Origin of the sequence: Cellulomonas sp. B6 (genome assembly GCF_001462455.1) — a bacterium.
Lineage (GTDB): Bacteria > Actinomycetota > Actinomycetes > Actinomycetales > Cellulomonadaceae > Cellulomonas.
In genome coordinates this window covers 61,819-75,017 of sequence record NZ_LNTD01000061.1, presented here as the reverse complement: position 1 = coordinate 75,017, position 13,199 = coordinate 61,819, and the positions used below count along the sequence as shown (strand labels likewise).

Sequence of the window (13,199 nt, the reverse complement as noted above, 5' to 3'; positions counted from 1 at the left end):
CCACACCCGCCTGCACCGACGTCTCCTCCGACCCCGACGCCACCTGACCCGACGCCGCCGCCAGCTCCTCCGCCGCAGCCGCCACCGTCCCCGCCGACTCCGCCACCCCCGCGAGCGTGCCGCGCACGGCGGTCTGCGCCTCGACGAGCGACGCGGCCATGCGTCCCAGCTCGTCCTGCTCGGGCACGTGGGGCGTGCGGGTGAAGTCGCCCGCGGCCATCGCGGTGACCGACGCCTGCACCTCGGTGACCGAGCGCCGGATGCGGCGTGCGACGCCCGCCGCGACCGCGCCCGTCAGCAGCACCGCGCCGAACGCGATGACGAGCACGATCACGCCGACGCGGTCGGCGTTGCGCTGCGCGTCGGCCGCCGCCGTCGCGAGGTAGTCCTCGAACGACGTCTCGAACGCGTCGAGGTGCTCGAGGTAGGCGTCGATGAGCGGCTGGCTCACGTCGTCGGTCGCGGCCTCGTACGCGGCGGGGTCGCCCGTGAGGGCGGCGGGCACGACGGTCGCGTCCCGGGCCGCGACCCACGCGTCCAGGCCGTCGGAGAAGTCGCGCCACAGCGGGTCGTCCGCGAACTGCGGGTCGGCGTCGACCACCGCACGCGCCTCGCCCATCTCGGCGTCGTTGGCCGCGACCCGCGCGACCCACTGCTTCTGCTCGTTGCCGCGCGTCGCGGCGATCTGCGCGACGATCATGCGCGCCTTGAGCTGGTCCTCGTGGACGACGCTCGTCGCGCTGCCCACGGAGTTCTCGGTCTCGACCAGCGCGCGCATGTCGGCGGCGACGCCGTCGATCTGGACGAACGCGTACACGCCGTTGCCGATCGCCGCGGCGCCCACGAGGCCGACGACGCACAGGATCTTGGTCTGCACCGACAGGTCCGCGAACCGCCCGAGGATCCCGCGGCGCCGCGTGCTGGGTGTCGTGTCCATGGCTGCTCCCTCGCCCTGCCCCTGCTCGTCCTCCCCCGGCACCGGTCCATCGGCGCGCACCATCGCCGTATGAGCAGAACGGGAGGTGAACCCGCAGGTCCACCTCCCGTCCGACGCACCGCGCACGGCAGCGCGACGTCAGGCCGCGACGGCCTCGTCGACGTCGAGCACGAGCAGCAGGCGCCCGTCGAGCTTGTGGGCGCCGCGCACGACCGAGCGCATGGTCGGGTCGAGCGTGTCCGGCGGCGCCTCGAACGAGTCGGGGCCGACCTCGACGACGTCGCCGATCTCGTCGACGAGCAGGCTGATCGGCTCGCCCGCGACCTGCACGACGACCATCATCGGCTCGTCGCCCGCGAGCGGGGGCAGGCCCATGCGCGTGCGCATGTCGATGGTGAGGACCACCTGCCCGCGCAGGTTCACCAGGCCCGCGACCTCGGCCGGGGCCAGCGGGACGCGCGTGCGCGTGTGCGAGCGCAGGGCCTCCTGCACGCGCAGCACGTCGACGCCGTACAGCGTGCCCGCGAGCGTGAACGTGACGTACTGGCTCATCGTGCCGCCCCCACCAGGTCGGAGCCGAGCACCTCGGACGCGTCGTCCGGGGCCTGCGGCTGCTCGTCGTAGAACGCCGCGTCGGCGGCCAGGACCGCCGCCCGCACGTCGAGCAGCTCGACGACACGGCCGCCGAGCACCGTGGACCCGAGCAGGCCCATGTCCTCGACGTCGGAGTGCTGGTCGTCGCGGTCCTCGAGGATGTCGACGATCTCACGGACGACCAGGCCCACGGCGCGGGTGCCGCGGGTCAGCACGACCACGAGCAGCTCCTCGACCTCCTCGCCGTACGCCCCGAGCATCCGGTCCAGCCGCACGAGCGGCAGGATCGTGCCGCGGTACCGCACGACCTCGCGGCCGCCCACGCGCTCGACGTCGTCGGACCGCAGGTGCTCCAGGCGCGTGACCTGCTGCAGCGGCATCGCGACGTGCCGGCCCTCGCCGATGCCGACGACGAGCACCTGCTCGCGGTCGGTGTCGACCAGCTGCTCGTCGGTGCCTGCGCGGCGCGCGGCCGCCTCGACCTCGCCGTGCAGCGCGCGGCGGGCCACGGCCTGCACGTCGAGGATCAGCGACACGCGACCGTCGCCCAGCACGGTCGCCCCGGCGTACGCGCCGATCGACTTGAGCCGGGCCGACAGCGGCTTGACCACGATCTCCTCGGTGTTGAGGACGCGGTCGACCAGCAGACCGAAGCGGTGGTGGTCGGCCTGCACGACCGCGATCACCGAGCTCGACCCCTCGGTCGCCTCGTCGGGGATCTCGAGGACCCCCGTGAGCGACACGAGCGGCAGCAGCTCGCCGCGCAGCCGGTAGACGGGTGCGTCGTGCACGTGCTCGATCGCGGTGCCGCCGCGCTGCGCGTCGAGCGCGACGAGCTCCAGCAGGTTGACCTGCGGGACCGCGTACACGTCGCCCGCGCACTCGACGGTCAGCGCGGGCATGATCGCGAGCGTCAGCGGGATCCGCAGGCGCCACACGGTGCCGACGCCCACGGTCGACTCGACGTCGACCGTGCCGCCGACCTGCTCGACCTTGGTGCGCACGACGTCCATGCCGACGCCGCGGCCGGACACGTTCGTGACGGCCGACGCGGTCGAGAAGCCGGGCAGGAACAGCAGCTGCAGCAGGTCGCCGGGCGCGCTGGCCTCGACCTGCGCGGGCGTGCGCAGCCCGCGCTCGACGGCCTTGGCGCCGACGACGACCGGGTCGATGCCCTTGCCGTCGTCCGCGACCTCGACGACCACCTGGCCGCCCGCGTGGTACGCGCGGAGCTTGAGGACGCCCTTGGCGGGCTTGCCCGCCGCGACCCGCGTCGCGGGGGCCTCGATGCCGTGGTCGACCGCGTTGCGCACCAGGTGCGTCAGCGGGTCCTTGACGGCCTCGAGCAGGCTGCGGTCGAGCTCGGTGTCGCCGCCGGACATCTCGAGCTGGACCTCGCGCCCGCACGTGGCCGCGAGGTCGCGCACGACGCGCGGCATCTTGGACCACAGGTGCTCGATGGGCTGCATGCGCGTCTTCATGACGCCCTCCTGCAGCTCACCCGCGACGAGGTCGAGGCGCTGGGCCGTGCGCACGAGCGCGACGTCGTCCGCCGCCGCGGCCAGGCGCGTGATCTGGTTGCGGGCCAGCACGAGCTCGCCCACCTGGCGCATGAGCGCGTCGAGCAGGTCGACGTCGACGCGGATCGCGCTGTCGCCGACGCGCAGGTGCCCGACCTCCTCGGTCGTCTCCGCCGCCGACGCGTCGGGGGCGGCCGCGGGCGCGGTCGCCGCGGCCTGCGGCGCCTCGGCGCGCACGGCCTCGACCTGCGCGATGACCTCGTCGACCTCGACGTCACCCTCGGTGCCGTCGCGCTCGATCGCGGTCAGCAGGTCCCGCACGCGGTCGACCATCGCGAGCAGCACGTCGGTGGTCCGCTGGTCCATCGTGCGGCGCCCGTCGCGCAGCTCGACCAGCAGGCTCTCGCCCGCGTGCGTGAGCCGCTCGAGCCGGTGCATCGCGAGGAACCCGCTCGTGCCCTTGATCGTGTGGATCGTGCGGAACACGCTGCTCAGCAGCGGGCGCGACCCCGGCTGCTCCTCGAGCGCGACCAGGTCGCGGTCCAGCTGGTCGAGGTTCTCCTGCGACTCGACCAGGAACTCGCGCACGATCTCGTCGACGTCGTCCATGTGCACCTCCCCGGCTGGGTGCACGCGCACCCGACGCCCGCCACATCGGCCGCCGGGGCCGAGGTCTGAGGGGTGCGGGCCGTCTTCAGCCGCGCGGCGTGGCGCCGGCGTCCGGCGTCGCGGGGTCCGCGGGCGCGGCGGGGTCCCGACCCGCCGCGGGCCGGTGGCCCGGCAGCAGGTCGCGCAGCGCGGCGGCGGCCGTGGCGTCCGCGGCGTCGGCCTGCGCCGCGGCGGCGTTCGCCTCGCGCACCGCGTCGAGCACCTCGGACCGGTGGACGCGCACGTGCCGCGGCGCGTCGATGCCGAGCCGCACGCCGTCCGCACGGACCTCGAGGACCGTGACGACCACGTCGTCGCCGATGACGACGCTCTCGCCGACGCGACGGGTGAGCACGAGCATGCCCGCGAGACTACAGGGCGCCCGCCGCGGCCCCGCGTGCGGCCCGCGCGCGTCGGGGGGCGCCCGGGGCGGGTGCGGACGGTCCGTCGCGGGCTGGGTACGGTGCCCGGGTGAGCACCCCGACCCGCCCGCGGCCCGTCCCCGCGGACGCCCGGCCGCCGCGCGACGCCCTGACCGGCCGCGTCGTCCTCGCGGGGGCGTCGGCGTGGGTCGCGGTGGCGCACTACTTCGTGGTGCTGGTGGTGGTCCGCTCGGCGTGGACGACGCCGTACAGCGTGCTCTCGAACACCATCAGCGACCTCGGCGCGGCGGGCTGCGGCGAGCACCGCGGCCGCGACGTGTGCTCGCCGTGGCACGTCGCGGCGAACGTCTCGTGGGTCGCCACGGGCGCGTGCCTGCTGCTCGGTGCGCTGCTGCTGCGGCCCGTGCTCGCCCGGGGCGCGGCGGGCCGGGCCGGTCTCGCGCTGATCGGCGTGGCGGGCGTCGGCGAGCTCGTCGTGGGGCTGAGCCCCGAGGACGTGAGCGCGGCCCACGTGCCGGCCGCGGCCGTCGCGATCGTCGGGGGGCTCGCCGGCCTGCTGACGCTGGGCGCGGCGCTCGCGCGCACGCCCGGCCTGCGCGGCCTCGGCGTGCTGGGTGTCGGGTTCGGCGCCCTCGGCGCGACCGCCCTGGTGCTGGGGGCGACGGTCGTCCCGGAGCGGTTCGTGGGCCTCGCCGAGCGGCTCGCGGCCTACCCGATCCTCGTGTGGGCGGTGGTCGCGGGGGCCACGGTCTTGGTCCGGGCACACGCGGCACGGTCACGCGAGCGCGGCGTCGAGCTCCTGCCCGAGGGCGGCGGCCCACACGAGGCGTGACGCCGGGACGCCGTCCACCCACGCGACCGGCAGCCCCGGCTCGAGCACCGTGCCCGGTGCCGCGGTGTCGAGCAGCCCCTGCACCGCGAGCGCGTCGACGGGCCGCTCGGCGCCCACCGCGGCGACCCACGCCGCGACGTCGGCGGGCTTGGTCCGCGCGTCCGTGGCGGCCCACACCTGGTCGGCGCCCAGGCTCGCCAGGGCGTGCGCGGCGCGCGAGCGGTCGTGGTGCTCGGGCCCGACGCGCAGCGCGACGACCTGCGCGGTCCCGCCGTCGCGGGCCGGCGGGACGACCGCGGCGGACGCGTCGAGCTCGTGCACGCGGCCGTCGGGCAGGCCCCACCGCACGGCGAGCGTGCGGGCCACCGCGCGCGGACCGTCGCCCTCACCGACGACGACGAGCACCTGCCCGACGCCGCGCGGCGGCGGGGGCGGTGCGGGCAGCCGGCCCAGCACGGCACCGAGCGTCATGGGGCCCGCGTCGAGCAGGCGCACCGGGACGCCGAGCCGGACGAGCTCGGCGCGCAGCCCCACGCCGGGCGCGTACGGCGGCGCGGGCGGCGGCTCGGGGGCCGGGACCGGGGGCACGAGGGCCAGCGCGGCGGCGGCACCCGCGAGCGCGGCGTCGGCCGGTCGTGGCGTGGGCACCACGACGTCGGAGTCGGGGACGCCGACGAGCGAGCGCACCTGGTCCAGCACGGCCGCGAACTCGCGTGACGTCGTGGAGACCCCGGGCGAGGCGGGCGACGCGGCCGGCCCGTCGGCGGCGTCGGCCGCGTCGAGCAGGTCGTCGATGCCGCGCGCGGGCGCCGCCGGGCCGGGCCGGTGGGCGAACGCGCGCACGGGGCGGTCGTCCTCGTCCGGGACGTCGACCGTCATCTCGTAGCGCTCCTTGGCGAAGAACCCGGCGAACCCGCCGCTGCGGATGCGCTCGGCGCTGACGATCCGCGCACCCGGACCGAGGTGCTCGCGCACCTGCGTCACGAGCTCGTCGAGGTCGGGCCCCTCAAGCAGCAATCGCGTGGTCACCGGTCACCACCCCGGCGGTGTCGACCTGCACGCCGGCGGCCGTGACCTCGGAGTACGACAGCACGGGCAGCCGCGGGTCCGCGAGCGCGACGAGCCGGCGCAGCGCCGGGCGGATCGCGGGCGAGCAGGCCAGGACGACGCCCCGGCCCTCGGCCTCGGCGCGCGCCACGGCGGCGCGCAGCTGGGCGAGCAGCGCGTCGAGACGCTGCGGGTCGACCAGGAGCTGGCTGCCCTGGTCGCCGGGGCGCAGGTTCTCGGCGAGCTGGTGCTCGAGCACCGGCTCGAGCGTGAGCACGCGCAGCGCACCCTCCTGCACGTAGGGCTGCGCGAGCGCGGGTCCGAGCGCGGACCGCGCGGCCTCGACGAGCCCCTCGGGGTCGGTCGAGACGCGGGCGCGCAGCGTGAGCGCCTCGTAGATGCGGCTGAGGTCGCGGATCGGCACCTGCTCGACGAGCAGGCCCTGCAGCACGCGCTGCACCTCGCCGAGCGAGAGCAGCGCCGGGACGAGCTCCTCGACGACCGACGGGTTCACCTGCTTGACGCCCTCGGTGAGCACGCGCACGTCCTCGCGGCCCAGCAGTCGCGCGGCGTGCTCGTGGACCAGCGCCGACAGGTGCGTGACGAGCACGGACACGCGGTCGACGACGGTCGCGCCGCCGATCTCGGCGGCGTGCCGCAGCTCGGCGGGGACCCACTTGCCGGGCAGGCCGAACACGGGCTCGGACACGGGTGTGCCGGGCAGCGCGGCGAGGTCGTCGCCGAGCGCGAGGACGCGCCCGGGGGGCGCCTGCCCGCGGCCCACCTCGACGCCGGCGACGCGCACGACGTACGTCGAGGGCGGCAGGTCGACGCTGTCGCGCGTGCGCACGGGCGGCACGACGATGCCCAGGTCGAGCGCGACCTTGTGCCGCAGGGCCCGCACGCGCGCGAGCAGGTCCTGGTCGGGTCCGGTGCCGACGAGGTCGACGAGGTCGGGGGCCAGCAGGATCTCGAGCGTGTGGACGCGCATCTGCTCGATGAGCTGCTCGGGCGTCTCGGCGGACGGGGCGGCGACCTCGTCGACGGCGGGGGCGGCCGCGGCGGCGGCCTCGGCCTTCTCGCGCGCGCCGATGCGCTGACCGGCGATCAGCAGCCCGCCGCCCACCAGCAGGAACGGCAGCTTGGGCATGCCGGGCAGCACCGCGAGCGCGACGGCCGCACCTCCCGCGACGAGCAGCGCCGTGCGGGACTGCGTGAGCTGCGACGCGGCGGCGGTGCCCATGTCGCCCTCGGCGGTCGCGCGCGTGACGACGATGCCCGTGGACACCGACAGCAGCAGCGCGGGGATCTGCGTGACCAGGCCGTCACCGACCGTCAGGAGGCTGAACTTCTCGATGGACTCGCCCGCGGACAGCCCCATCTGCATCATGCCGATGGCGAACCCGCCGACCAGGTTGATGACCGTGATGACGATGCCGGCGATCGCGTCGCCCTTGACGAACTTGGAGCCGCCGTCCATCGCGCCGTAGAAGTCGGCCTCGGCCGACACCTCGGCGCGGCGCCGGCGCGCCGTGTCCTCGTCGATGAGCCCCGAGTTGAGGTCCGCGTCGATCGCCATCTGCTTGCCGGGCATCGCGTCGAGCGTGAACCGCGCGCCGACCTCGGCCACGCGCCCGGCGCCGTTGGTGATGACGACGAACTGGATGACCACGAGGATGAGGAAGATCACGAGGCCGATGACGAGCGAGCCGCCGACGACGAAGTGCCCGAACGCCTGGATGACGTCGCCCGCGAAGCCCTGCCCGAGCACGAGTCGCGTCGAGGCGACGTTGAGGCCGAGCCGGAACAGCGTGAACACCAGGATCAGCGACGGGAAGACCGAGAAGTCGAGCGGCTTCTGCACGTACATGCTGGTCAGCAGGATCACGAGCGAGGCCGTGATGTTGACGACGATGAGCAGGTCGAGCACCGCCGGGGGCAGCGGCACGACGAGCAGCAGCACGATGCCGACGACGCCGACGGGCACCGCGAAGCGGGCGACGGAACGGTTCTGCACGGGTCAGCTCCTGGAGGCGGTGCCGGCGCGCGGGCGCCGGCCTCGGGGCGGGGTCGGGGTGTCGGGCGCCAGCGTCGGGCCGCCGGGCAGGCGGTGCTGGCCCATGCTGGCGCCGCGGCGGCGCAGCGCCATGACGAACGCGAGGACGCGCGCGACGGCGGTGAACAGGTGCTCGGGGATCTCCTGGCCGACCTCGCACGCGGCGTGCAGCGCGCGGGCCAGCGGCACGTCCTCGACGAGGGGGACGCGGTGCTCGCCCGCGAGCTCGCGGATGCGCGCCGCGACGACGCCGGCGCCCTTGGCGACGACGCGCGGCGCGCCCGTGCCGGGCTCGTACCGCAGCGCGACGGCGACGTGCGTGGGGTTGACCATGACGACGTCGGCCGTCGCGACCTCGGCCATCATGCGGTTGCGGCTCATGCGCATCTGCCGCGACCGGATCTGGCCCTTGACCAGCGGGTCGCCCTCGGTGCGCTTGTTCTCCTCCTTGACCTCCTGCTTGGTCATCCGCGTCGACTTGCGGTTGCGGCGCAGGACGACGACGAGGTCCACCAGCGCGAGGCCGATGCCCACGGCGATGCCGCCGCGCAGGAGGCCCGCGGCGCCGTCGCCCGCGGCACCGAGCACCGCGGCGAGCGGCAGCGTGCCCGAGGCCATGAGGGTCGGCACCATCGTCTGGACGCCCGCGTAGAGCACGGCCGCGACCGCGAGGGTCTTGAGGAGGGTCTTGACGCCCTGCCACAGCGCCTGCGGGCCGACGAACTTCTTGGCGGCGGCCGCGGGCTTGAGGTGGTCGAACTTGGGCTTCATGCTGCGGAAGCTCACGCCGCCCTGCGCGACCGCGACGACGAGGGTCGCGAGCACGAGCACCGCGAACATCGGCCCCAGGGTCGCACCGGCCGAGGTCAGGGACTGCCGCAGCACCTCGACGGCCTGCGCGGGGTCGGCGCTCGCCGCGACGGCGCGCACCTGGGTCATCTGCTCGAGCGCGGCACCCTGCGCGCGGGCCAGGACGCCCGGCAGCATGATCGCGGCGGCACCGAGCCCGACCCAGGCGGTGAGGTCCTGCGAGCGCCCGAGCTGGCCCTTGCGCCGCACGTCCTTGAGCCGCTGCGGCGTGGCCTTCTCGGTGCGCTCGCCGCCCCCGCCGCCGCTCATCGCAGCACCGCCGGCACGTCGGTCGCGGCCCGCTCGGCGAGCGCGCCGAGCAGGTCGGGCAGCGCGAGCAGCGCGAACCCGCACAGCGTGAGCGTCAGCAGGATCTTCAGCGGGAAGCCCAGCGCGAACGCGTTGAGCGCGGGCGACACGCGCGTGAGCAGCCCCAGGCCGACGTCGGCCAGGAACAGCACGACGAGCAGCGGTCCGGCGATCTGCAGCGCCGAGACGAACAGGTTCGTGATGCCGTCGGTGGCGCCCTGCGCGAACCCGCCGGCCGAGAACATCACGCCGACCGGGAGCACGTCGAACGTGCGCAGCAGCCCGGCGACCACCATCTGGTAGCCGTCCGAGGCGAACAGCAGGACGACAGCGAGGAGCTGGTAGAGACGCGAGAACTGCGCACCGCTCGTCATGCTCATGGGGTCGAACGCCGTGGCCACCTGGAACCCGCCGAACAGGTCGATGAGCGAGCCGGCCGACTGCACGGCCGCGAACACCAGGTACACGAGGAACCCGGTACCGGCGCCGACGACCGCCTGCAGCACGAGCCCGCCGAACAGCGCGGCCGTGCCGCTGCTCTCGACCGGGTCGAGCCGGGGAGCGACCGCGAGCGCGAGGCCCGTGCCGAGCGCGACCTTGACCGGCCCGGGCACGCCGCGCTGCGCGAACGGCGGAGCGACGACGAGGAACGCGATCATGCGCACGGCCGCGAGCAGCGTGGTCTCGACAGCGGCGATCGGCAGCGTGACGGCGACGGGGTCCATCGGTGCGGGCTCACCCGCCCAGCAGGGACGGGATGCGCGCGTACAGCTCGTGCGTGAACGTCACGAGCTCGGTGATCATCCAGTGCCCCGCGATGAGCAGCGCGGCGGCCGCGGCGGCGGCCTTGGGCACGAACGACAGCGTGACCTCCTGGATCTGGGTCACGGACTGCACGAGCGAGACCGCGAACCCCACCACGAGGGCGGTGACGAGCACGGGCGCCGCGAGCTTGGCGGCCAGCACCAGGGAGTCGAGGGCGATGTCGAGGACCGCGTTGGTGTCCACTAGCCGCCCCCGGTGTACGAGCCGACGAGCGCGGTGACGATCAGCCCCCAGCCGTCGACCAGCACGAACAGCAGGAGCTTGAACGGCAGCGACACCATGATCGGCGGCAGCATCATCATGCCCATCGCCATGAGCGCGGAGGACACGACGAGGTCGATCACGAGGAACGGCACGAACACGACGAAGCCGATGATGAACGCGGCGCGCAGCTCGGACAGCAGGAACGCGGGCGCGAGCACCGTGAACGGCACGTCGGCCGGGGTCTCGGGGTTGGGCCGGTCGGCCGCGCGCGTGAGCAGCGCGATGTCCTGCTCGCGCGTGTGGGACAGCATGAACTCGCGCAGCGGCTGCTGACCGGCGTCGACGGCCTGCGTGAACGTGAGGCTGCCGTCGAGGTAGGGCTGCACGCCCGCGTCGTTGACGCCGCTGACGACGGGCGCCATGACGAACAGCGACAGGAACAGCGCGAGGCCCGCGAGCACCTGGTTGGGCGGCACGCCCTGCAGGCCGAGCGCGTTGCGGGTCAGCGACAGCACCACGAGGATCTTGGTGAAGCTCGTGGTCAGCAGGATCAGCGACGGCGCGACCGACAGCAGCGTGATGCCGAGCAGCACGACGATCGACCCGCTGGGCGTGCCGTTGATGCCGTTGACCTGCACGGTCACCTCGCCCACGCCCGGCGCCTCGGGTGCGGTCGGCGCGGCGGGCGGCGTCGGGCCGGTCGCGGCGTGCGACGGCGTCGCGAGCACGAGCTGGACGACCAGCACGCCGGCGACGACGAGCGCGAGCAGCAGCGCGCGCACGAGCGTGCGGCGCCCGGCCCCCTGCTCCGCGGCGACCGGGAGCGCCGCGGGCGTCATCGCCGCACCGTGCGGTCCTGCAGCGCGCGCAGGGTCGCACGCCACGTCTGCGGGGACAGCACCGAGCCCGCGAGCGGGCCGGGGCGCGCGCCGTCGGGCGCGGGGCGCGGCGTGGGCACGCCGTCCGACGCCGCGGCGGTCGCGGCGGTCGCGGTGGCCGACGTGGTCGCGGGCGCGAGCTCGGGCACGGGACGCAGCTCGGTGAGGAGCTGGACCTGCTGCTCACCGAACCCGACGAGCAGGCGCCGGCTGCCGACCGCGACGACGGCCACGCCCGACCCGCGCGAGAGCGACTGCCGGTCGACCACGTGCACCGTCGGCTCGCGGTCGTCGTGCGCACCCCGCGAGGCACCCAGCTTGCGCGCCAGGTACCACACGAGGCCGACGACGCACGCGAGCGACAGCAGCACGCGGCCGACCAGCAGCAGCTCGTCCATCAGACGGCGTCCGGCGCGCTGACGATCTCGGTGACGCGGATCGCGAAGTCCTCGTCGACGACGACGACCTCGCCGCGGGCGATGAGGCGCCCGTTGACGACGAGGTCGGCGGGCCCGCCCGCGGCGCGGTCGAGCTCGAGGACCGTGCCGGGCGTGAGGTCGAGCACCTGCCGCAGCGGCAGGCGCGTGCGCCCGATCTCGGCGGTGAGCGTGAGCTCGACGTCGTACAGCGCGCGCAGCGCGGCGCCGCGCTGCGTCGGGACCGCGGGCGCGGGCGCGGCCGGCGCACCACCGGGACGCACGCGCACGACCAGCCACGCGCGCGGACCGTCGGGGCCGCTCAGCGCGACGACGTCGCTCTCGGGCGTGACGACCTGGCCGGCCGTCGACAGCCGCGCGGGCTCCAGCACGCCGTCGCCCAGCGCGGCCGCAGCCGCCTGCAGCGCCGGGCGCAGGGCCGCCGCGGGGTCGAGCGCGGCGCCGTCGGTGCCCTCGGCGAGCGCCGCGGCGACCTGCGGGCCGAGCACGAGCGCGACGTCGGCCGACGTGCGCCCGACGACGCCCGCGACGACCGCCGTCGCGTCGGCGGGGGGCGCGTCGGCGGCGGGGGCGGCCTGCAGCGGGACGTCGGCGGGCACGAGGGCCGCGGCGGCCGTGGCGGCCGCGGTCGTGTCGACGGCGGGGGACGTGGTGCTCATGCGTGGTTCTCCTCGACGCTCACGACCTGGCAGGCGAGCCGCGAGCCGTGGGTGCCGGCGGCGGCGTGCGCGAGCACGACGTCGTCGACCACGACCTCCAGGGGCCGGCTCGCGGGGTGGGACAGCGGCAGCACGTCACCGACCGCGAGGTCGACGACGTCCCGCGGGTGGACGACGCGCGGCGTGCAGCGCACCGCCACCTCGACCGGCGCCTCGAGCGTCGCGCGCTCGAGGTCGGCCTTGTCACGGACCAGCCGGTCCGGGTTGGGGGTGTCGCCGTCGGGGCGCTGCTCGGTGCGCAGCGCCGCCAGCACGGCCTCGGCCGGGAGCATGAGCGTCGCGGTGTCGACGCGCTTCTCGTCGACCCGCAGCGTGAACCGGGCCGACAGCACCGCGTCGGTCGCGGCGACGGCCTGCACGAACTGCGGGTTGTACTGGATCGAGCGCACCGACAGCTCGAGCGGCATGATCGCCGCGAACGTGTACGTGAGGTCCGCGAGCGCGTTCGTCACGAGGTCGCGCACGAGGGTCGTCTCGATCTCGGTGAGCTCGCGCCCCTCGCGCTCGTCACCCAGGCCCGAGCCGCCGAACAGGTAGTCGACCCACACGAGCGTCGAGGGCACCGGCAGCTGCAGCAGCGCCGTGCCGCGCGGCTGCTCGACCGTGCACACGAACAGCGCGGTCGGCGTCGGCAGGTTCGCGACGTGCTCGTCGTACGTCAGCAGCGTGACGTCCTCGAACGTCACCTGGACCAGCACGCGCAGGCGCGCCGTGAGCTGCGTGCCCCACAGGCGCGCGAACCGCTGCAGCGCCATCGACAGGTGCCGCGCGTGCTCGCGCGACAGCGTCAGGGGGCGGCGGAAGTCGTACGGGACCGGTGCGGCGGCGCGCGCGCGGCGGCGCGCGGACGAGCCGGGTGCCACGGGCACGTCGGTGGCGACGGGCGCGTCGGGCGCTGCGGTCGCGGGTGGGGACGGCGTCACGACCGATCCATCGGCGGGCGGCAGCCGGACGTGAGGAG

The 13,199-nt window shown here is 75.5% G+C and carries 14 protein-coding genes; 1 reads left to right on the top strand and 13 read right to left on the bottom strand.

Features of this window, described 5'->3' with window-relative positions; all coding sequences use genetic code 11:
* The 4 genes from ATM99_RS04900 to csrA all read right to left on the bottom strand — a co-directional run.
* On the bottom strand, positions 1 to 937 hold a 937-nt coding region (locus ATM99_RS04900; protein ID WP_150118130.1), incomplete at its 3' end, for a methyl-accepting chemotaxis protein.
* 138 nt (positions 938 to 1,075) lie between these two features.
* Positions 1,076 to 1,489, bottom strand: a complete 414-nt coding sequence (locus tag ATM99_RS04895; RefSeq protein WP_062101801.1) for a chemotaxis protein CheW — start codon at positions 1,487 to 1,489, stop codon at positions 1,076 to 1,078.
* On the bottom strand, positions 1,486 to 3,660 hold the full coding sequence (locus tag ATM99_RS04890) for a chemotaxis protein CheA (RefSeq protein WP_062101800.1): 2,175 nt from the start codon (positions 3,658 to 3,660) through the stop codon (positions 1,486 to 1,488). The genes ATM99_RS04895 and ATM99_RS04890 overlap by 4 nt, the downstream gene beginning before the upstream one ends.
* Before the next feature lie 85 nt (positions 3,661 to 3,745).
* On the bottom strand, positions 3,746 to 4,060 hold the full coding sequence (gene csrA, locus ATM99_RS04885; protein WP_062101799.1) for a carbon storage regulator CsrA: 315 nt from the start codon (positions 4,058 to 4,060) through the stop codon (positions 3,746 to 3,748).
* Between the two features lie 110 nt (positions 4,061 to 4,170).
* Here csrA and ATM99_RS04880 point away from each other — a divergent pair, with 110 nt between their 5' ends.
* Positions 4,171 to 4,914, top strand: a complete 744-nt coding sequence (locus ATM99_RS04880) for a DUF998 domain-containing protein (protein ID WP_062101798.1) — start codon at positions 4,171 to 4,173, stop codon at positions 4,912 to 4,914.
* Here ATM99_RS04880 and ATM99_RS04875 read toward each other — a convergent pair.
* From ATM99_RS04875 to ATM99_RS04835, 9 genes are read right to left on the bottom strand one after another with little or no spacing between them, the layout of a single operon-like run.
* Entirely contained in the window at positions 4,858 to 5,943 is a 1,086-nt protein-coding gene (locus ATM99_RS04875) for a hypothetical protein (protein ID WP_150118129.1), read from the bottom strand. The genes ATM99_RS04880 and ATM99_RS04875 overlap by 57 nt on opposite strands.
* The gene (flhA, locus tag ATM99_RS04870; protein ID WP_062101796.1) at positions 5,921 to 7,978 is read right to left on the bottom strand and encodes a flagellar biosynthesis protein FlhA; all 2,058 of its coding nucleotides are present in this window, start codon (positions 7,976 to 7,978) and stop codon (positions 5,921 to 5,923) included. Before flhA ends, ATM99_RS04875 begins: the two co-directional genes overlap by 23 nt.
* A 3-nt stretch (positions 7,979 to 7,981) precedes the next feature.
* Positions 7,982 to 9,136, bottom strand: coding sequence for a flagellar biosynthesis protein FlhB (locus ATM99_RS04865; protein ID WP_082659282.1), 1,155 nt, complete (start codon positions 9,134 to 9,136; stop codon positions 7,982 to 7,984).
* Entirely contained in the window at positions 9,133 to 9,900 is a 768-nt protein-coding gene (locus ATM99_RS04860) for a flagellar biosynthetic protein FliR (RefSeq protein ID WP_062101795.1), read from the bottom strand. The genes ATM99_RS04865 and ATM99_RS04860 overlap by 4 nt, the downstream gene beginning before the upstream one ends.
* Before the next feature lie 10 nt (positions 9,901 to 9,910).
* Complete coding sequence (locus ATM99_RS04855) at positions 9,911 to 10,183, bottom strand: flagellar biosynthetic protein FliQ (RefSeq protein ID WP_062101794.1); 273 nt, start codon at positions 10,181 to 10,183, stop codon at positions 9,911 to 9,913.
* Positions 10,183 to 11,043, bottom strand: a complete 861-nt coding sequence (gene fliP, locus ATM99_RS04850) for a flagellar type III secretion system pore protein FliP (RefSeq protein WP_062101793.1) — start codon at positions 11,041 to 11,043, stop codon at positions 10,183 to 10,185. Before fliP ends, ATM99_RS04855 begins: the two co-directional genes overlap by 1 nt.
* A complete protein-coding gene (locus ATM99_RS04845) occupies positions 11,040 to 11,480 on the bottom strand; it encodes a flagellar biosynthetic protein FliO (RefSeq protein WP_062101792.1) in 441 nt (146 codons plus the stop codon). Before ATM99_RS04845 ends, fliP begins: the two co-directional genes overlap by 4 nt.
* On the bottom strand, positions 11,480 to 12,178 hold the full coding sequence (fliN, locus tag ATM99_RS04840) for a flagellar motor switch protein FliN (RefSeq protein ID WP_062101791.1): 699 nt from the start codon (positions 12,176 to 12,178) through the stop codon (positions 11,480 to 11,482). The genes ATM99_RS04845 and fliN overlap by 1 nt, the downstream gene beginning before the upstream one ends.
* Positions 12,175 to 13,161 carry a flagellar motor switch protein FliM gene (locus ATM99_RS04835; protein WP_223304804.1) on the bottom strand — a complete coding sequence of 329 codons (987 nt, stop codon included), beginning with the start codon at positions 13,159 to 13,161 and terminating at the stop codon, positions 12,175 to 12,177. The genes fliN and ATM99_RS04835 overlap by 4 nt, the downstream gene beginning before the upstream one ends.
* Between the last annotated feature and the right edge of the window lie 38 nt (positions 13,162 to 13,199).